The organism is Paenibacillus cineris (assembly GCF_018333335.1).
GTDB lineage: Bacteria > Bacillota > Bacilli > Paenibacillales > Paenibacillaceae > Paenibacillus_AQ > Paenibacillus_AQ favisporus.
Window position 1 is genome coordinate 26,309 of the sequence record NZ_BORU01000009.1, and the last position, 19,561, is coordinate 45,869.

Here is a 19,561-nt window from a genome sequence, read left to right on the forward strand (position 1 = left end):
TTCACCGATATTCGTAAAATACTGAAACGATTTGTAGGATCGTCCGCTACGCGGATGTTCCTCGGCTTGGTACCTTAGAGCAAGAAAGAGTTCCGTTACTTAAGGGAGGTTCAACCAATGAGAAAATCATGGCAACGTCTTGCCGCAGGCACTGCGGCCGTCCTTATGCTGTCCCTCGTTCTATCCGCCTGCAGCGGGGTCAAGAAGGAAGAAACCGGAGCTGCGGGCACCGGAAACGGCAAGTCCATCACGCTGCGGATCATGTGGTGGGGCTCGCAGGCCCGTCACGACGCAACCTTGAAAGCGCTTGATTTATACTCTAAAAACAATCCGGGAATCACGTTCGAGCCGGAATACCAATCGTTCGACGGATACCAAGACAAGCTCTCGACCCAGTCCGCAGGGAAAAACACCCCTGATATTTTCCAGATGGATGCCGCCTGGTTCAACGACTGGGCCTCCAGCGGCCGGTTGGAGGATCTCTCGTCCATTCCGACGGATAACATCGACAAGGCTCTGCTCGAAACCGGCACCTATCAAGGCAAGCTGTACGCGATGCCGCTTGGCAACAACGCCTGGGGCATGGTATACAACAAGACAATCATGGACAGCCTCGGGGTTCAGCCTCCCAAGACATGGGATGAGTTCTTCGCCATGGCGCGCGACTTGAAGCCGAAATTGGCCAAAGACCAATACCTGACCCGGGATTTGACGGCAGACGGCGCATCCTACATGTCCTATCAATTGAGCATGGGCAAAGGCTTCTCGATGAGCAAGGACGGGAAGTTCCACTACGACGAAACCACCTGGAAAGATTGGATGAACAAATGGGCACAGCTGCGCAAGGACCATCTTGTGCCTCCGCCGGATGTGACGGTGTCGGATAAATCGCAGGACGCGCAGATGGATCTGCTCATTCAGGAGAAAATTCTGCTCCGGGGCGCGCATGCCGCGGAATTCGGCGGAACGGACGCCCTGAAGCCGGGCGTTATGGCGCTGACGACCCAGCCGCGGGGAACACAGGCGGGCGGATGGCTCAAAGCCTCCATGTATTGGAGCGTCAGCCCCAACAGCCAGTATAAAGACGAAGCGAAGAAGTTCATCGACTGGTTCGTCAACAGCCAGGAAGCCGGCGATATCCTCGGCACTTCCCGCGGAATCCCAGTCAACAAGACCGTGGCTGATGCGCTCAAACCTAAGTTCACCGATGTGGACAAAAACGCACTGGGCCTGATCAACGAAGTGTCCAAGGACGGGGCCGCGTTCGACCCGGGTCCCGGCAATAAAGGAGGCTGGGCCAATTTTACGAAGGAATACGACAACATCACGCAGTCGATCATGTTCGGAAAAATCAGCATCGACGACGGCTGGAACCAAATCGTCAAACTGAGCAAAAGCTTGGACTAGCTTTGCAGCTCTCACAGCTTTATCTCGGATCACCATCCTCGTACGATGTCACAAAAAAGAAGCACCCGGTTAACATCGGGTGCTTCTTTACGTTTCTTTATTTTACAAATCCGAGCAGCATTTCGCGAATAAGCTTCGCCGCTACGATCTGGGTCTGCTCCGAATGGTCGTAGACCGGAGCCACTTCCACCAAGTCGCAGCCCACTACGTTGACTTCGGAATTGGCGATCAGGTGCACCGCCTCCAGCAATTCCTTGGAAGTGATGCCGCCCGCTTCCGCGGTTCCCGTTCCCGGTGCCGCCGACGGATCGAGCACGTCGATGTCGATCGTAACGTATACCGGACGATTGCCCATTTGCGGCAGGGCTTCCCGAAGCGGAGCCGCCACGTCGAACGGATAGAAGTTGATGTTCTCGCGGGCGTACTGGAACTCCTCGCGCGAACCGGAGCGGATGCCAAATTGGTAGATGTTCTTGCCGCCCATCAGCCCGGCTGCTTTACGGACCGGCGTCGAGTGCGACAGCGGCTCGCCCTCGTACTGCTCGCGAAGGTCGGCATGCGCGTCGATGTGGATCAGGATCAGATCCGGATACTTCGCGTACATTTGCTGGATGACCGGCCAGGTCACCAGGTGCTCGCCGCCGAGCCCGATCGGAAATTTATCGTCGCCGAGCAGTTTGCCCACATACTCGCCGATAACTTCGAGACTGCGTCCTGCATTGCCGAACGGCAGCAGAAGATCGCCGGCGTCGAAGTATTTGAGATCCAGAATGCTTTTATCCAAGTAAGGGCTGTATTCCTCCAGACCCACGGAAGCCTGGCGGATGTGCGCCGGACCGAACCGGGATCCCGGACGGAAGCTGACCGTGTAGTCCATCGGCATGCCGTAAATGACCGCCTTGGAATTTTCGTAATCGTCCGAGCTGCAAATAAATACGTTGCCCGAATAAGCTTGGTCTAGTTTCATGATGTTGCCTCCCCCTATTTCGTCAGATCTTCCACAAATTTAGGCAATACGAAAGCCGCCTTGTGCAGGCGTGGCGTGTAGTACTTCGTGTCCATCTCCGGAATTTGCGACTCGTCCACCTCAAGCGGATCGTATTTTTTGCTGCCCATCGTAAATGTCCACAAGCCGCTCGGATATGTCGGGATGTTCGCCGCATAAACGCGCACGATCGGGAAAATTTCCTTCACATCCTTGTTCACCTTTTGGATCAAGTCGGCCTTAAACCAAGGGTTGTCCGTTTGTGCCACGAAAATGCCGTCATCCTTCAGCGCTTCATAAATGCCTTGGTAGAAGCCGCGTTCAAACAGAGGAGCAGCCGGGCCTACAGGCTCCGTGGAGTCAACCATAATGACGTCGTATTCGTTCTTGTGCTCGTGGATGTGCATGAAGCCGTCGTTCACCAGGACTTCCACCTTCGGATCTTCCAGTTTGCCCGCGATGGACGGCAGGTACTTCTTCGAGTACTCGATGACTTTGCCGTCGATGTCGACGAGCACGGCTTTTTCCACTTTCGAATGCTTGATGATTTCGCGGATCACGCCGCCGTCTCCCCCGCCTACGACGAGGACATGCTTCGGATTCGGATGCGTATTCAGCACCGGGTGCGCCACCATTTCATGGTATACGAATTCATCCTTCTCGGTCGTCATCACCATTCCGTCAAGCAGCAGCATATTTCCAAACTCTTCAGTCTCTACCATGGCCAGATCCTGAAAATCGGTTTTTTCATTTACATACGTTTGTTTGATTTTGGCAGTAATACCGAATGCGGGCGTCTGTTTCTCCGTAAACCACAATTCCATCGTCATTACCTTCTTTCTTCCCAGGATAAAGGAGGGATTGATCTTCCCTGCCGCATGTTCTCGAGTAGCACGTACATCTTCTTTATTGTACCAAACTGCCGATGTATAAACACATCCTTTGAATTATACGCGATAGAAGAAATTCGTGTAAAGAAACACTTTCCTAACGCTTCGTCCCCTGGCTGAGGCCGCGTCAGCACGGGCTTTTTATCCCTCAGGTGGCCCTGTATGCCCCCTCGCCCTGCATGACCGGAAGGCCGAGCGCTTTTCCCGTGAATCCCGGGCCTGGCGTGAATATCTGCTGCCTGCATTTCCCATAATGAAAGTATCAGATTGTTCAGTTCCGCTGAAAAAGCTATACATTCCATTCTCTTTAAGTAAGGAAAGGGGCTACAGTACATGGCGAACCTATTCACGCGGCGGCCCAAACGGAAAAACCGGTTCCTGTTGATGCTAAAGCTCTTCACCGGCATGATCGTCCTCCTTCTGATCGCGGGGGGTGTCCTGCTCGGCTGGCTGTATCAAAAAAACCTTCCGCTTGCCGATACGGACCGCAATTCGCGCCTTCTGGACAGTCAAGGCGACATTATCGCCACGTTTTCGGCCAGCGGGCGCAGCTACGAACCCATCAAGCTCAATCAAATTTCACCGCTGCTCGTGAAGGCGACCCTGTCGGTGGAGGACCGCAAGTTCTACGGCCATTTCGGGTTTGACCTGGAGGGCATGGGACGCGCGGCACTCGTCAACCTGGAGCATATGGCCCGGGTTCAGGGAGCAAGCACCCTGACGCAGCAGCTTGCCCGTAATCTATATTTATCCCATGAAAAAACATGGTCCCGCAAAATCAAGGAAGCCATGTACACCGCTCAGCTGGAGATGAAGTATACCAAGGATGAAATCCTTCAAATGTATTTGAATGAAATTTACTATGGTCACGGCGCTTACGGCATCGAAGCAGCCTCCCTGATGTATTTCGGCAAGCCGGCCAAAGATCTCGACCTGGCGGAAAGCGCGATGCTGGCCGGGATTCCCAAGGGGCCAACCTATTACTCGCCCTACACCCACCTGGATAATGCCAAGAAACGGCAGAAGATCGTCCTGGGCACCATGGTGGCCACCGGTGATATCACCCAGAAGGAGGCGGACCAGGCTGCAGCCGAGAAGCTGGCGATCAAACCGCAGGGACAGCAGAAATCCAACCTGACGGCGCCGTATTTTCGGGATTATGTAAAAAATTTGGTGACCAGCCAGCTCGGTATCAGCGAGGACATGCTCGATCATGGCGGTCTTAACATTTATACGACCCTGGACCCGCATGCCCAAGCCGCGGCTGAGGAGGCGGTGGCCAAAGGCATGGATTCGGCCAGCGATTTGGAGACCGCGCTCGTGTCGATCGACCCGCGGAGCGGCTATGTCAAAGCGATGGTGGGCGGCAAGAACTACAAGGAGAGCCAGTACAACCATGCGCTGGCCAAGACGCGCCAGCCCGGCTCCTCCTTCAAACCGATAATGTACTTAACGGCATTGTCTTCAAAGACGATGACGGGTCTCACGACGTTTAACAGCGAACCGACCCTGTTTCACTACGACAACAACCGGAAAACGTATCAGCCCAGCAATTATGGAGACAAATATTTAGGCGAGATCAACATGGAGCAGGCCATTGCGGCCTCGGACAACATCTATGCGGTCAATACGATGCTGAAGGTCGGGGCGGATAATGTGATCGCCACAGCGCGCAAGCTCGGCATCGTCAGCCCGCTCGAGTCCGTCCCCTCCTTGGCGCTCGGGACCTCGCCGATCAGCCCGTTCGAAATGGCGTCCGCCTTTGCGGTGATCAGCAACAACGGCAAGCGGATCCCGCCGGTCGCCGTACTGAAGATTACTGATGCCGCCGGCGAGGTAATCTACGAGGCTCCCAAGCCCGCCGGCGAGCAGGTCGTCGATCCGGCGGCGGCTTACGTGCTGACGCATCTGATGGAGAGCGTATTTGAATCCGGCGGGACCGGTAACCGCGTATCCTCCATCATGAAGCGTCCCGTGGCCGGCAAAACCGGAACGACCGATACCGACGCCTGGCTGGTCGGATATACGCCGGAGCTTGCGACCGCCGTCTGGGTCGGCTTTGACAAGGGCAAAACGATTACGACGACGGACGCCCACCGGGCAGCGCCCATTTTTGCCCAGTACACCGAGAAGGCGCTGGAGAACGTACCGCCCAAAATTTTCACGATTCCGAGCGGCGTCGTCAGCGTCTACATTGATGAAGAATCCGGCAAGCTCGCCACGGCCGATTGCCCCCACAAGAAGCTTGAGGTATTCATTGCAGGTACGGAACCGACTGAATACTGCTCGCTTCACGGCGGAGAGAAGGAGCAGCCGGACGTGAAGAACAAGGCCGAAGAACACTCCTGGTGGTCCGACTTTAAGCGGTGGCTGACCGACTAAACGCAGCGCGTTATAAAGGTTCGGGAGCTAGACTAGGGTGAGTGCCGTCCGAAAACCATATATGAAGAAAGGGAGCCGGTAAAGCCGCTCCCTTTTTTGCCTTCTTCCGAAGTACATCGGTTTGGCGGGCCCCCTCTCCCAGGGAGACCGATACACCGGACCAAGGATTCAAGCCATGCTTGCGGGGTTACCTTTTGCCTTTCGCGCTGAATTCCGGTTATATATATAGAATGAACTAACCCGAAGAGGTGATCCTGATGATGAACCCGGGTAACGAGGGCGGCCGGCTGATCTCCCCCTCGCTTCTCGCCATGACCGCGCTGGAAGCCGCGCCCCGCCTGCTCGGCCAGACGCTGGTCCGGGAGACCGAAGACGGAGAAATCCGCTGCCGGATCGTGGAGACCGAGAGCTACGGCGGCGCCGAAGACAAAGGGAGCCATGCCTACGGCAACCGGCGCACCGCCCGGACCGAGACGATGTTTGCCGCCGGGGGCTTGGCCTACGTGTATTTGATCTACGGCATGTACCACTGCGTCAACGTTGTCGTCGGCGACGCGGACGACCCGCAGGCCGTGCTCATCCGGGCGGTGGAGCCTCTAAGCGGGCATGACGCCGAGCTGATGCGCCGGTACCGGGGCAGCGTCTCCGGCAAATCCGCCAACTTGTGCAACGGTCCCGGCAAGCTGTGCCGCGCGCTGCGGATCGACCGCAGCCTGAACGGCTGCGCGCTCCGTCATGCGGACAGCCCGCTGCGGCTTGAGTCCGGCGACCGGGCTGATGAGCTCCCGATCGTCCAGTCTCCACGGATCAATATTGATTACGCGGAGGAGTACGCCCACAAGCCGTGGCGGTTTTATATCGACGGCCATCCGTACGTGTCGGTCAAAGCCCCTGAGCCGCTGCCTTTTTCGCTAAGGGGTTAATTCCGTGCTGTACACGAGTCCCTGTCCCTTCATGCCATGCAAAAAAGGACCTGCCCTGCCCACGGATCGATACATCCGTCAGCAGGAACAGGTCCTTTGTTCTTATAATGAGGAGAGCACGCGATTTACGCTATACCTCCAGCGCCTTCTTCAGCTCATCCGGCGAAGCTTCCCACCACTGCTCATTATGCGACACGAGCAGGTTCTTCAGCAGCGTCTTTTCCTCAGATCCCAATTCGTCCAGCATAAATTTCCGCTTCAGCGCGGCATCCATCCGGTTCACGTGATCGGCAAGGACTTTCCAGCCCCGTCTCTCTTCTTCATCGATCCACATCTCACTGGCCGTGGCACCGCCGTAGAATTGTCCATCCTCGTTCCGGTCCACCGCGACCCATACGATCCACACCTGGCGTCCGTTCGGGACTTCCTCCCGGTTCGGCGTAAAGCGAATGCGGCGCTCCGGCTTGCTCTTGGCGTGCATCGCTCCGATATCGATGACGGCTTCGCCGCGGTCGATAATGACCGGAGAAATGTTGTTCAGATCGATAGAACCTGCCCCAAAGCCCATCTTGTGCTTGCTCTTGCCGCTGACGATATTCAGTGCGATGGGCTTCTTGCCTACCTGTTCCTTGTTGTCCATTTCCGATGTTCCTCCTATTTGAAAACAGAAACGCTGCGCTGCGCCTCCGCGATTTGTGGATACCCGTCCAACTTAATTTTATTTTAACTAATAATCGCTGGAAAGCCAACATATACATGCTGTAGATGCTTGTCAACGGGAGGTATTCGTATATGGCCCCAGCACGCGCCAAACTCGTCTTTTTATCCTTTCTCGTTCTTGTACTCCTTATTACGGGAACAATGTGGTTCGTCTTTAAGGATTCGCCCGAGTCCATGCCTTCCTACGCTCCGGATCAGGCCAAGCCTCCAGCGGCTTACAAGCCTCCGTCACCGATGGAGAGCGTCCAGCAGCCGACCGCGGAGGTGCTCAGCAAGCGGGTGGTGGAATATCACATCGATACGACCCTTGATCCGGACAGCCGGGTAATTAAAGGAACCCAGACCCTGACCTGGACCCATCCCGGCAAAAAAACGGTAAACGAGCTGTATTTTCACCTCTATCCGAACGCCTTCGCTTCCATGGATACGACGTTTATGAAGGAATCCGGCGGGAAGCTGCGCAATGACACGATGCCTGCCGACGGCTTTGGGTCCATGACACTGACTGCGATGAAGACTGCCGACGGTTTGTCGCTGATGCACCGGATTCAATACGTGCAGCCGGATGACGGCAATACGAAGGACAAGACCTTGATGAAGGTGCGTCTTCCGCGGCCGGTGAAACCAGGCGAAAGCATCACGCTGACCATGCAATTCGAAGTCCAACTGCCCAAAATATTCGCCCGAATGGGGACCGCCGGTAACTTTGTCATGGCCGGACAGTGGTTCCCCAAAATCGCCGTCTACGAGCCCGTGGGAACGCGCGGCCGGACGAGCGAGGGCTGGGACCTGCATCAGTACCACGGAAATTCGGAATTCTACTCCGACTTCGGCATTTACAGCGTCCGCATTCACGTACCGAAGAACTACACGGTGGCCGCAACCGGTTTCCCGGTACAGAACTCACAGATCAAGAACGGCGAGAAGATTTATCAGTTCTACGCCGACGACGTACATGACTTTGCCTGGGCCGCATCCCCCGACTTTATCGTTGCCGAGGAGCCGTTCTCTTCAGCGGAGGTGCCCGGGGTCCGGATCAAGCTGTATCTCGATCCCGCCCACAAGGATTTGAAGGAGCGCTATTTTTACGCCGCCAAGGCCGCGCTTAAATATTTCAGCAAATGGTACGGGAAGTATCCGTATTCCACCCTGTCTATCGTCGTTCCGCCCGAAGCAGGCAACGGGGCAGGCGGCATGGAGTATCCGACGCTGATTACCGCCTTCGGGGCCAAGGACGACTCCCCGGGTTACGATCTCGAGCGGACCGTCATCCACGAAATCGGCCATCAGTACTTCTACGGCATGATCGCCAGCAACGAGTTCGAGGAAGCCTGGCTGGACGAAGGCTTCACCTCCTACGCTGAGGATAAGCTGATGGAGCAGGAATACGGCGTCATCCCCAATCTGCCGATCCAGTCCTCGCTTATCGCTTCGCCTGCGCCGCTGACCCAGGACGCCTGGAAATATACGTCGCAGAATCAATATGCACTGAACGTGTATTACCGCGGCAAGATGGTCCTGAAAGAAATGGAGACGCTGACCGGCGCCCAGACCATGAAGAAAATCATGTCCACCTATGCGAAGAAATACCGTTTCCAACATCCTGCCACGGCGGATTTTCAAAAGGTGGTCGAGCAGGTAACCAGCAAGTCGTGGCAGACCTTCTTCGATCAATATGTATACGGCAGCCAAATGGCTGATTTTTCGGTCGACGAAATTACGGTGCGCAAGGATAAGGATTCGGCGCAGCCCCGGTACGATTCTTTGGTGAAGGTCAGCAAAAAAGGCGGCGATCTGCCGCAGGTGCCGATACTGTTCACGTTTACGGACGGGCATCAGATCAAAAAGGTTTGGGACGTAAAGAACGCCAGCACCCAGTTTAAGCTGACATACAGCTCCCCGCTGGCCTGGGCCATGATCGATCCCGGCTATACGATCGTGCTGGAAAACAAACATGTGAACAACTACCTGAAGGCGGACATGGATCATAAAGTGCTCCTCCGCTGGAACGTAAGCATTACCAAGCTGATTGAAACCCTGCTTGGAAGTCTGTCCTGGTGAGGTGAGAGCAGTGAAATCCTATATTGTTAACGGTTGGAAAAGCGTCAAAGACCAATTTTATGTCATGATCATCATGTTCCTGTACCAGCTGCTCTGGGGCTACTTCCTGTACCGTCTGATCGATTCGGCGGTCGTGCCGCTGCTGATGCGGTATCCCGATCCCCCGCCGACCGAACTCAGCCAGGTCCTCTATTTTGTAGAGGGACAGATGAGCTTGACGCAAAGCAGCACCGTGCATACTTACCTTTGGGTTCTCCTGGGAATGGTCGCCCTCCGCATGCTGCTGACCCCATTTATCCACGCGGGCATCTTCTACGGCCTGCACCGGGAGCATCAGGGGGAACGCGGACTGTTTTTCTTCCAGGGCATGAAGCTGCACGGCAAAACGGTGTTTCTTTTTCACCTGATCGAATGGGTGCTTATCGCCGCTCCGTTATACTGGATGATCCCGAAGATGTATCCAATCCTGCTCAGCGCGATCCAAAACCATGCCCAGCTGCTTCACTGTATCCCGTACATTGCAGTCTGGCTTCTGTACTGCTACATCGTCCATCAGATGATTCTGTTCATGCAGTTTGGCAAAACCGGCGGAACCAGCATGTTCTCCTCGCTCTGGATCTGCCTGCGAAGCGCGCTGCCGGTCATCGGCATATCCGTTCTGCTGGGCGCGGTCAGCCTGCTCTTGTATGGCATTACCAGCAGCGTCTCTCTGATCTGGGCAGGGCTTGCCACCCTGATTATCCAACAGGGCTATCATATGGTCAGCTGTATCTTTAAATTATGGAATATCTCCTCCCAATATGATTTGTGGCATCAGCAAATGAACCGTACGAAAAAAAATATTTCGGAATAGTTAAAATTTTGTCATCACTTTAATCCGCTGATAAAAGAAGAACCCCGTCTCTTTCTGTTGAAAAGAGGCGGGGTTTTTGTTGTAAAATGATTGTTAACCATTTGCCAAAGCATAAATCCTCTGTTAAAATAATCCGAGTACGAACTTAGTAACAACTTTGTAATCTTTGCTGTAACGATTTTGACTTTGCTGTAACTGATTTCATCATTTGTCCGTTCATTTGATTGGTATGTACGATTATAGGTAACTTGTCAGCATGTCCATTTCCGGTGCAATCATCACGAGCCGAATTCCCGGGCACCAGGAAGCGGGGGATCCAATTTTGGGTGAATTGATCTCGCTACAGAGGGATCATAGGGGACCTTCTACCGAATCCTTAAGCTAACCTCGCAGGCATTGGAAGGGGTTTATTTTTTTGAAGAAGAAGTTGGCAGCCGCAGCGCTGGGCCTTACACTTGCGTTCTCCATGGGCACCGGCAGCGTATTTGCGGATTCATCTCTGAATCACATCGTTAACAACACGATCGGCGTTTCTTACAAAACCGGCGGAACAACTACGAACGGCTTCGATTGCTCCGGTTTTACCCGTTACGTGTACCAAAAGCTGGGGTTAAACCTCCCGCGTGTATCCGCTGCGCAATATAAAACAGGTACCGCTGTTTCCAAAAGCCAGCTGAGAGCAGGAGACCTGGTTTTCTTTAACACCCTAGGCGCAGGCGTATCCCATGTCGGTATTTACATCGGCAACGGAAAATTCGCGCACGCGTCCTCTTCGAAAGGCGTTACCATCAGCAAACTGAGCCAAAGCTACTACGCCAACCGCTACGTTGGCGCCAAACGGGTCATGAGTACGGCCAAATATCAAGCTGCGGTTTACAATTGATTATCTCTCGAAAACAATGCATATCCAGAACAACCCGCGCCGCTGATTTTTGCCGAAATCGCCCCGCGGGTTTGTTGTTACTTATTAGACGTAAGAACCACCGAAAAGGTAACAGCATTTCAAAAAATTTTTTTACACGAGTAAATCCACGGTTTTCTCCTGTTTTTTCCACCCTTGTCATTTCTTTTACCCACTCGTCCAACAAATAAACATCATTTCCTATAAATTTTCCTACAAATCTTCTTTTTCTGTTAGAAACAATTGCCAAAGTCCGATTCCTTTGTTACAATAGTCCCAGCGATAGTAACAACTTTGTAATCTTTACCTGACACAAAGTTGCGAACGAATAAGAAGTACCAGGGAATTATACATAGTGTAAAAAGTTCATGCCGAATTTCCTCACACTAAGGAAAGCGGGGGAACCAGTTATGGGTGAATTGATCTTGCTTCAGAGGGATCATAGGGGGCCTTCTACCGAATCCTTAAGCTAACCTCGCAGGCGCCGGAAGGGGTATTTTACTTGAAGAAGAAGCTTGCAGCAGCAGTCATGAGTTTCGCCATCGTGCTCACGGTCGGCACAGGAAGCGCTTTCGCGGATTCCAAGATGGATAAAGTGATCGACAGTGCGATCGGAACCAAGTACAGAACGGGCGGAACCACAACAAGCGGATTTGACTGCTCGGGATTTACAATGTATGTATTTGATCAATTGGGCATCGATCTGCCCCATCAGTCTGGTTCCCAGTTCAGCATGGGTTCGGCCGTATCCCGCAGTGATCTGAGAGCAGGCGACTTGGTATTCTTTAATACATCGGGAGCCGGAGTATCCCATGTCGGAATTTACGTCGGCGACGGAAAATTCGCACATGCCTCCACTTCTCGCGGTGTGATCATCAGCTCTCTGAGCGACAGCTACTACGTCAACCGCTACGTTGGCGCCAAACGAATCATGAGTACGGATAAATACAAAACCGCCGCCGTCGATTCCGAGGACGTTGATGACGTCCAGTAATGCAGGTAAAGCAAGGGTACGAGATCCCGTAGAATGAGATTTTTGCCGAAATCTCCTTTTGCGGGATTTTTTGCGGACAGAAATGGGTAACCTTTCCATTCCCGCCCGCTACTCCTCATTTACCCCTCTATTCCGAAATTAAACAGATATCTGGGACAATCCGGAATATTTTTTCTCTAATGTTCAAATCCTACAGGGAGGTCTGGAAGGGAGATCTGCACATGAACCTCCAACATGAGAGCTTCATGATCGTTCCTATGACCCGGGAGCATGCTGAGACCGTCTGCAGCTGGGTGTACGAACCTCCATACGATTTATACGGTTGGCTGCCGTGGGATCAGATGGAGGCGCTTGGCGTCGAATTTGGTGATCCTGAGGTGAGGCAAAGCCAATATGTATCCGTCCTGGATGCTGAACATACCTTGTGCGGGTTCGCGCAGTTCTTTCCCTTGACAGGTGTGACCCGGCTTGGTGTTGGCATGCGGCCTGATTTATGCGGCAAGGGGCTGGGTAAGAGCTTTATGCAGGCTGTGGTCGGCGCAGCCCGTGAAAAACGGCCTGGGGACGAAATCGACCTTGAAGTGCATACATGGAATAAGCGGGCCATCCGGGCTTACGGGAAGTCGGGGTTTGTCATCGCTGATACCTATCCCAAGCTGACCCCTGAAGGTGAACAGCTGTTTCACTGTATGGTCTATGAAGGGGTCTAACTTGAACATTCCATCATCATAAAAATGGTACAAATTTGTGTATTTTTGGTGGCCCCAAGTTTGGATTCGTTTGCTTTTTTGACACAAACTATTTGATGTGATGGCTTGTTCCGTTATAATGAAGGAATGAAGAATGACAGTTTACATAGAAAGGACGAAAACGGATGCAAAAATGGATCATGAGCGGTGTATTAACGATCGCAGTGGTTATGGCAATTGTGCTCATGTTTACGCTTCCAGGCAAAGAGCAGGTGGCGGAAGAAGAGAAGCCGACCATGCCGGAAGTTACGATGGACGCCGCAGCGGCTGAATCTACGATTAAAGCGCAAGGCTGCATTAGCTGTCACGGGGATCAGCTTCAGGGTGCCGTAGGCCCGAACCTTCAAAAGATCGGAAGCCAACTGTCCGCTGAAGAGATTTACACCATTATCACTAAAGGTAAAGGCGGCATGCCATCCTTTAAAGACAAGTTGAAAGCTGAAGAGATCGCCAATGTGGCCCAGTGGTTGGCTGAGAAGAAATAACGGTTGTAACGCATACAGAAACACGCTTTGGAAGAACGGGACGTTCATCGCAAAGCGTGTTTTTATTTGCTGCATTATTCTCGTTACCTTTTTTCGCCGGAACGCATTTTTTCGAACAGTTCGTTAAATTGGTGGGCCTCCTTGACATCCAGGGACGTAATCCCGCCTTCATCCCATGAAGTCAAACGCAGCGTCACATTTTTATAATCAATCGTAATAAAGGGGTGGTGGCCAAAAGCCTCTGAAATGGCCGCAACCTCATCCACAAAGGAAATGCCCTTCATGAAATTGGAGAAAACGTATTTGCGCACGATCCAGCGGCCCTCTTCAAGCTCCCAGCCTTCTAGCTTAGACAAATGCGTTTCTACTTCTTCTTGCGTATATACCATTCTTCCGTTCCTCCCTGAAACCTAACATCCCCGAGGTTCACCAGGATGTGTCATTAATGTATGCTCGGGCGAAAAACCTTTACCCATTGTATTCATCCCTGAATGTAATCATGCTTCTCCAAGGAGAGTACATACGAATAATATCTTACCATGGACGGGTTTATAAAATCCATCCGGCCCCAGGGACTATATCAGTGAGACTACGGTCAGCTCTTCGTCGCCGATCAAGAGGTTGATCCGGTGATGGTCCTTGTCATACATCACGACACCGCTTCCAACGGTGATGACAGGTTCGGCTCCCAGCGCATAGAACAAATCCTCCGCCAGCGCCTCATGCACCTCACGCTTCTCTTCGATGCCCAGCTGCATCCAATCCTGCTCCGCCATTTCAAAAAATAAATAACTGTCCGGAATTTCCCCGACAGCTGCCGTCAAATCGGTCAATATGCCGTCATAGTCACGACCATGCTTAACGCCCATGCCATTCCCTCCAATATCGAAGTTTAGTTACTCATACGATCTATAAGCGATGATTGTGAATGGTGAATGCCCTGCTCCATGCGCCCCTGTGTCAGGGTCTCAAGTGGGCCATTCGTCACCCGTTTGTGCTGTGATTATTCCCTTCAGGGTATGGTGCTCGGACTTGATTTTGTAGGACAGTTGAACCTTGTCATTTCATTATACCGGAAAATATCCCTTAAAAAAAAAGAGAATGGTGTCGATAAATAATATAAACCGTTTTTTGTGAAAGCGACCATGTTGCAAGGATGTAAACGCGGTCGATTCCGAAAGGATTCAATTCTATTTCTCATGGATGAGGTGTGCAATGGAAATTTCAACGATTGTTGGCCTGATACTCGGTGTGGTTGCCGTCCTAGTCGGCATGGTGCTGAAGGGCGCCCCGATCGTCAGCCTGCTGACGCCCGCCGCTTATGTCATTATTCTCGCCGGAACCGCCGCTACGCTGTTTATCGGCTTTCCGATGTCTGAGATCAAGAAGTTCCCCAAGCTGTTAAAAATGACCTTCGTCAAACAAAAGCTCATGCAGCGTCAAGAGCTCATCACCCTGTTCATGGAGTGGGCCTCCATCACCCGCCGGGAAGGTCTCCTCGCTCTGGAAACCAAGGTCGAAGAAATCGACGACGCCTTCCTGCGCAACGGTATGCGCATGATTATCGACGGTAACGACCAGGAGTTCGTCCGCGACGTCTTGATGGAAGATATTGCGGCGACGGAAGAGCGTCACCGTGCAGGTGCCCTGCTCTTCTCCCAAGCCGGTATGTATGCTCCTTCCCTCGGGGTGCTTGGCGCCGTCGTCGGCCTGATCGCCGCCCTGACCAAGATGGAGAATATGGCCGAGCTGGCTCACGCAATTGGCGCGGCCTTTATTGCGACGCTGCTCGGTATCTTTACCGGCTATGTCCTGTGGCACCCGATCGCCAATAAGCTGAAACGCCTGTCCAAAAAAGAAGTGGAGCTCAAGCTCATGATGGTGGAAGGACTGCTGTCGATTCAATCCGGCGTATCCACCATTGCGATCAGCCAGAAGCTCTCCGTCTTCTTAACCCCTTCCGAGCGCGCTCAAATGAATGAGAAGGAGGATGGTTCAGGTGGCCAAGAAGACTAGACATGAACCGCATGAGGAGCATGCCGACGAATCCTGGCTTCTCCCCTATGCCGACCTGCTGACACTGCTGCTGGCCCTGTTTATCGTGCTCTATTCCATGAGCGCCACGGACGCCAAGAAATTCGAGGAAATGAGCCAGGCCTTCAACAATGCCCTCAGCACCGGAAACGGCGTGCTCAACTTCAGATCCAATTTGCCGATGGATAAAAATATGGACCAGGGCAAAAAAGACTCCCAAGAGAGCATCGTCACGAATAACAATGACAAGAAACAGAAAGCCCAGCTGGCTAAGCAGGAACAGGAAGACCTGGAGAAGCTGAAGCAGCAGCTGGATCAATATATCAAAACGAACGGCCTGACGAACCAGCTGGATACCAAACTGAACCAATCGCAGCTTACGATCACGATCAGCGACAACGCCCTGTTTGCTTCCGGCAGCGCTCAGGTGAAGCCTGAGTCACGCCAGCTGGCGCTCGCCATCAGCAGCATGCTGCAGCAGTTCCCGACATATGACGTCGTCGTGTCCGGCCATACGGACAATATGCCGATCTCGAACAGCGAGTACGCGTCCAACTGGGACCTGAGCTCCAACCGGGCGCTGAACTTCCTGAAGATTCTGCTCACCAACAAGCAGCTCGACCCGGCCAAGTTCACCTCCACCGCCTTTGGCGAGTTCCGGCCCGTGGCTTCCAACGATACCGCAGCCGGCCGTGCTAAAAACCGCCGCGTCGAGGTATCCATTATCCGGAAGTACCAGAATATCAGCGAGCAAATCCCGGTAACCACGAATAAAAAATAGCATAGCGATAACTAATGGACAGGCTGTTCCCTTTGGATAAAGGGAGCAGCTTTTTTGATAGTAGACGGCACATGCCTCAGGGAATGGTCTTCCGACCTTTTATTATAGGATGAAGCCCTCACCCTGTATCAGGCCTGCCCTCTATCCGAGGCGGTAATTCAGCAGCTGTCCAAGCTCTTCCTTTTCCTGCGGCGTTAAATCGCGCCATTTCCCTTTGCCCAGGGATCCCAGATGGATATTCATAATCCGGATTCGCTGCAGTCGGCGCACCTCGTAGCCGAAGGCGCTGCACATCCGGCGGATCTGCCGGTTTTTCCCCTCGGTCAGAATGATCTTGAACACCCGCTCCGAGATCCGCGTCACCTTGCAGGGAAGGGTCATTTCGCCCAAAATCTTCACCCCGCTGGCCATGCCTGTTAAAAAGGACGGCGTAACCGGCTTGTCCACCGTGACGATGTACTCCTTCTCATGCTTGCCTTCGGCCCTCAGTATTTTATTGACGATGTCGCCGTCACTAGTCAGGAGGATGAGCCCTTCGGAATCTTTATCCAGCCGGCCGATCGGAAAAATCCGCTCCGAATGGCCCACGAAGTCCACAATGTTGCCCTTGATATGCTGCTCCGTCGTACTGGTGATCCCAACCGGTTTATTCAGCGCAATATAGACATGCGTCTCCTTCTTCGCCTGCAGGGGCCGGCCATTGATGCGGACGTCGTCCCCGTCCTCCGCCTGGCTGCCCAGCACCGCCTGAACGCCGTTGATCGTCACCTTCCCGCTCTCTACCAGCTTATCCGCTTCACGCCGGGAACAATACCCGGTCTCACTGATATATTTGTTAATTCTCAAAGCTTATAACCCCATCTCATTATGGTTTACCCCGGACAAGAGTGCGGTTTAATCCCGTTCTCGTCCTTCCCCATGCTCCGGCTGTGCCGCCGGCAGCGTTAACGTAACCTGAGTGCCCTTATTAACGGCGCTCTCGATCTGAAGTGATCCTTTATGGCCCTCCACAATCCGCTGGCTGACCATCAGGCCAAGGCCTGTCCCGTTTTCCTTGTTGGTGAAGAAGGGTTCCCCTACCTTCTCCATCTGGTGCTCAGGAATCCCTACGCCCTCATCCGTAATCGTAATCCCCAGGTGGTCCGGGTCCGGCCGAAACAGTTCGATATGGATGACGCCGCCCTCAGGCATCGCCTCCATGGCGTTTTTCAGCAGATTGATAAAGACCTGCTTCAGCTGGTTCTCCTCGCAATGAACGTCCGTCTCGGCCGTCTGGGAGGACATGACAAACTCAATTCCGTGCAGATTGGCCTGACTGCTCAGCAGCGACAGCACATCCTCTAAAATATCACGAACATTTTTATTTCGGAAGTGCACAGCCTGGGGCTTGGCCAAAATTAAAAATTCGCTCACGATCAGATTGATTCTCTCCAGCTCAGACAGCATGATCTGGTTGTGCTTCGGATCGACGCGGTTGTTATACTCCTGCAGCTGCAAGAATCCCCGCAGCGTCGTGAGCGGGTTGCGGATCTCATGCGCCACCCCGGCCGCCAACTGCCCGACAGTGGTCAGCTTCTCGGAACGACGGAGCAGCTCGTCCATCCGGTTGCGTTCCGTCATATCTCTTGAGATGCTGATGAACGATACGACCTTTCCTTCCGGATCCCTGACCGCGGACGTGCTGATGCTGACCTCCACAGGGGCCCCGTCCTTCTTGATTCGGACCGTTTCTACTGCCGGCAGCTGTTCGCCCTGCATTAAAGCTTCGAGCCTTGCCTGCACTTCCCCCTCCAAATGGCCGGGAATCAGGTTGATCCGCTTACCGATCACTTCATGGCTTGACCAGCCGTACAGCTTTTCAAAAGCTTGATTGACCTGAAGGATATTCCCCTCAAGGTCCGTCGTATGAATCGCATCCGCCGTCTGCTGGATGACAGACTCCAGATGCTCTTTCACCGAGCGGTTCTCTTCCACGGCCTGCTTGAGCTGGTCGGTATAACTGCTCAGATTATCGGTCATCGTGTTGATTTTGGCGGCAAGCAATCCGAGCTCATCCTTGCTGTTGATGACAAGCGGCGTATCAAAGCGCCCCTGGGCGACGTTTTTCACTTTACCCAGAATCGCATCGATCGGCCGAATGAAGTATCCGGCCTGCTTATAGCTTACAATGACGAACAAAATCAACAGAAAGGCCGAAATCGATATATAAGAGACAAGCTGCTTCTGCAATACCTTGGATATTTGCGCATAATCCATGACGATGCTGATGATGTAGGATGCCTGAGACGCACTGTTCACAGGAATAAAGCTCTTTAACAGCTTTTTACCATCGATGCGCGTTTCATAAACGACATTCGCTCCTGTCTGTGCCGCCTTCTCCACAGCCTGTTTGTCGTTTTCGAGGTCGATATATGTATAGGTACCGTAGCGTATCGGCCGATTATGCAGCTTAGTCTTATCATGGACATATCCTTGTCCGGACATTCGGACGCCCGCAAAGGTCTGCGGATTGATGCAGCTGATTTCAAGAATCTCCCCGTTGATTTTCTTCGTCTTGTCGAGCACCTCCTCCGGACTCGGGATATGGGTGCCGATCTGATGGAGGGAATCGGTGCGAATATACGGATCAATGATATAGTTTCGTTTGGCGTCATAATAATAACCCCATTTGTCGATTACGTTCGGCTTGGAGTTCGAATATTCAAACGGTCCGGTCCAAAAATGGTCGGCAGCCGCCCCGTACGGAATCGTTACGCGTTCTTCCTCAAAGAGCTGCTTAAACGCCTTATACCAGTATCCCCAGTCTTTGGTGGAGAGACCGAGCTCAGCAGGTTCCGAGGACTTGGCAATGATAATATCATCACCGGTTCGGACCAGCAGGGCGATATGGGTGACCCCCACCTGCTTGCTCAGCTTGGCCAGCTGCTCGTTCGTAATGTTCTGGATATCCGGGTCCAGCTCTTTGGCAGCCAATTTGGCAGCCACATGCAGAAGCTCCCCGATCTGGCGTTCGACCATGCCGGCGCTCTCCTGGCTCTGCTCAATGGAGGCGGCCACCTGCCTGGCGGCCAGCAGCATTTTGCGTTCACTTTCCCGGCGTAAACTGGCTTGCGTTGTGTACAAACTAAGAATAATATTTAAAAGTAAAATCAGACAGAGTGAACCGGCCATGGTGAGGGACAGTTTCTTCTTCATTGACACATCGGGTCACCTCTAATCTTGCCTTGGCGATAATTGGAATAATCTATTCCATCATACTCTGTAGGCTGATATTTGAAAAGCTTGTCGAAAATGATCAGCTTAACTCGAAATAACGCAGCATGTCCACAACTTATCAACATATTCACAGCACCATTTAATAAATTGGGGATAATTCTGTGCGTAATCAAATAGTTA

The 19,561-nt window shown here is 52.9% G+C and carries 18 protein-coding genes and 2 riboswitches; of the genes, 11 read left to right on the forward strand and 7 right to left on the reverse strand.

Annotation, left to right across the window (positions count from 1 at the left end; translation table 11 throughout):
- Positions 1–117: 117 nt before the first annotated feature.
- Complete coding sequence (locus KI379_RS33450; protein ID WP_076176948.1) at positions 118–1,407, forward strand: ABC transporter substrate-binding protein; 1,290 nt, start codon at positions 118–120, stop codon at positions 1,405–1,407.
- A 97-nt stretch (positions 1,408–1,504) separates the two neighbouring features.
- Here the strand turns inward: KI379_RS33450 and speB are convergent, their stop codons facing one another.
- Together speB and speE are read right to left on the reverse strand one after the other, a co-directional pair.
- Positions 1,505–2,374: an agmatinase gene (gene speB, locus KI379_RS33455; protein WP_089549432.1), complete on the reverse strand. Its 870-nt coding sequence runs from the start codon at positions 2,372–2,374 to the stop codon at positions 1,505–1,507.
- A gap of 14 nt (positions 2,375–2,388) precedes the next feature.
- Positions 2,389–3,216 carry a polyamine aminopropyltransferase gene (gene speE / locus KI379_RS33460; protein ID WP_076176946.1) on the reverse strand — a complete coding sequence of 276 codons (828 nt, stop codon included), beginning with the start codon at positions 3,214–3,216 and terminating at the stop codon, positions 2,389–2,391.
- Between the two features lie 399 nt (positions 3,217–3,615).
- Between speE and KI379_RS33465 the strand changes: the two genes are divergently transcribed.
- Both KI379_RS33465 and KI379_RS33470 read left to right on the forward strand, forming a co-directional pair.
- Positions 3,616–5,664, forward strand: coding sequence for a transglycosylase domain-containing protein (locus tag KI379_RS33465; RefSeq protein WP_212986163.1), 2,049 nt, complete (start codon positions 3,616–3,618; stop codon positions 5,662–5,664).
- Between the two features lie 257 nt (positions 5,665–5,921).
- The gene (locus tag KI379_RS33470) at positions 5,922–6,587 is read left to right on the forward strand and encodes a DNA-3-methyladenine glycosylase (protein ID WP_212986164.1); all 666 of its coding nucleotides are present in this window, start codon (positions 5,922–5,924) and stop codon (positions 6,585–6,587) included.
- Positions 6,588–6,717: 130 nt separating this feature from the next.
- Here the strand turns inward: KI379_RS33470 and KI379_RS33475 are convergent, their stop codons facing one another.
- Positions 6,718–7,227, reverse strand: coding sequence for a YwhD family protein (locus KI379_RS33475; protein ID WP_152399677.1), 510 nt, complete (start codon positions 7,225–7,227; stop codon positions 6,718–6,720).
- Positions 7,228–7,379: 152 nt separating this feature from the next.
- On the opposite strand from KI379_RS33475, the gene KI379_RS33480 reads away from it, so the two are divergent.
- From KI379_RS33480 to KI379_RS33505, 6 genes are all read left to right on the forward strand, one after another.
- Entirely contained in the window at positions 7,380–9,368 is a 1,989-nt protein-coding gene (locus KI379_RS33480; protein ID WP_089549437.1) for a M1 family metallopeptidase, read from the forward strand.
- A 10-nt stretch (positions 9,369–9,378) separates the two neighbouring features.
- Positions 9,379–10,221: a hypothetical protein gene (locus KI379_RS33485; protein ID WP_212986165.1), complete on the forward strand. Its 843-nt coding sequence runs from the start codon at positions 9,379–9,381 to the stop codon at positions 10,219–10,221.
- A 273-nt stretch (positions 10,222–10,494) separates the two neighbouring features.
- Positions 10,495–10,632: riboswitch (cyclic di-AMP (ydaO/yuaA leader) on the forward strand.
- 4 nt (positions 10,633–10,636) lie between these two features.
- Positions 10,637–11,104 (forward strand): C40 family peptidase, encoded by a 468-nt coding sequence (locus KI379_RS33490; RefSeq protein WP_076176941.1) that lies wholly within the window; start codon positions 10,637–10,639, stop codon positions 11,102–11,104.
- Between the two features lie 377 nt (positions 11,105–11,481).
- Positions 11,482–11,621: riboswitch (cyclic di-AMP (ydaO/yuaA leader) on the forward strand.
- 3 nt (positions 11,622–11,624) lie between these two features.
- Complete coding sequence (locus KI379_RS33495) at positions 11,625–12,116, forward strand: C40 family peptidase (RefSeq protein WP_373309650.1); 492 nt, start codon at positions 11,625–11,627, stop codon at positions 12,114–12,116.
- A 221-nt stretch (positions 12,117–12,337) separates the two neighbouring features.
- On the forward strand, positions 12,338–12,826 hold the full coding sequence (locus KI379_RS33500; RefSeq protein ID WP_212986166.1) for a GNAT family N-acetyltransferase: 489 nt from the start codon (positions 12,338–12,340) through the stop codon (positions 12,824–12,826).
- A gap of 164 nt (positions 12,827–12,990) precedes the next feature.
- Positions 12,991–13,350, forward strand: coding sequence for a c-type cytochrome (locus KI379_RS33505; RefSeq protein ID WP_089549441.1), 360 nt, complete (start codon positions 12,991–12,993; stop codon positions 13,348–13,350).
- Positions 13,351–13,433: 83 nt separating this feature from the next.
- Here KI379_RS33505 and KI379_RS33510 read toward each other — a convergent pair whose 3' ends face one another.
- Together KI379_RS33510 and KI379_RS33515 are read right to left on the reverse strand one after the other, a co-directional pair.
- Positions 13,434–13,739 carry a 4a-hydroxytetrahydrobiopterin dehydratase gene (locus KI379_RS33510; RefSeq protein WP_076176937.1) on the reverse strand — a complete coding sequence of 102 codons (306 nt, stop codon included), beginning with the start codon at positions 13,737–13,739 and terminating at the stop codon, positions 13,434–13,436.
- 186 nt (positions 13,740–13,925) lie between these two features.
- Complete coding sequence (locus KI379_RS33515; protein ID WP_076176936.1) at positions 13,926–14,219, reverse strand: hypothetical protein; 294 nt, start codon at positions 14,217–14,219, stop codon at positions 13,926–13,928.
- Positions 14,220–14,565: 346 nt separating this feature from the next.
- Here KI379_RS33515 and motA point away from each other — a divergent pair, with 346 nt between their 5' ends.
- Both motA and motB read left to right on the forward strand, forming a co-directional pair.
- Positions 14,566–15,366, forward strand: a complete 801-nt coding sequence (motA, locus tag KI379_RS33520; RefSeq protein ID WP_076176935.1) for a flagellar motor stator protein MotA — start codon at positions 14,566–14,568, stop codon at positions 15,364–15,366.
- A complete protein-coding gene (motB, locus tag KI379_RS33525) occupies positions 15,350–16,165 on the forward strand; it encodes a flagellar motor protein MotB (RefSeq protein WP_076176934.1) in 816 nt (271 codons plus the stop codon). Before motA ends, motB begins: the two co-directional genes overlap by 17 nt.
- Before the next feature lie 141 nt (positions 16,166–16,306).
- Here motB and rluF read toward each other — a convergent pair whose 3' ends face one another.
- Positions 16,307–17,011 carry a 23S rRNA pseudouridine(2604) synthase RluF gene (gene rluF, locus KI379_RS33530; RefSeq protein WP_089549442.1) on the reverse strand — a complete coding sequence of 235 codons (705 nt, stop codon included), beginning with the start codon at positions 17,009–17,011 and terminating at the stop codon, positions 16,307–16,309.
- Positions 17,012–17,059: 48 nt separating this feature from the next.
- Complete coding sequence (locus KI379_RS33535) at positions 17,060–19,360, reverse strand: ATP-binding protein (protein ID WP_306433712.1); 2,301 nt, start codon at positions 19,358–19,360, stop codon at positions 17,060–17,062.
- Positions 19,361–19,561 lie beyond the last annotated feature (201 nt).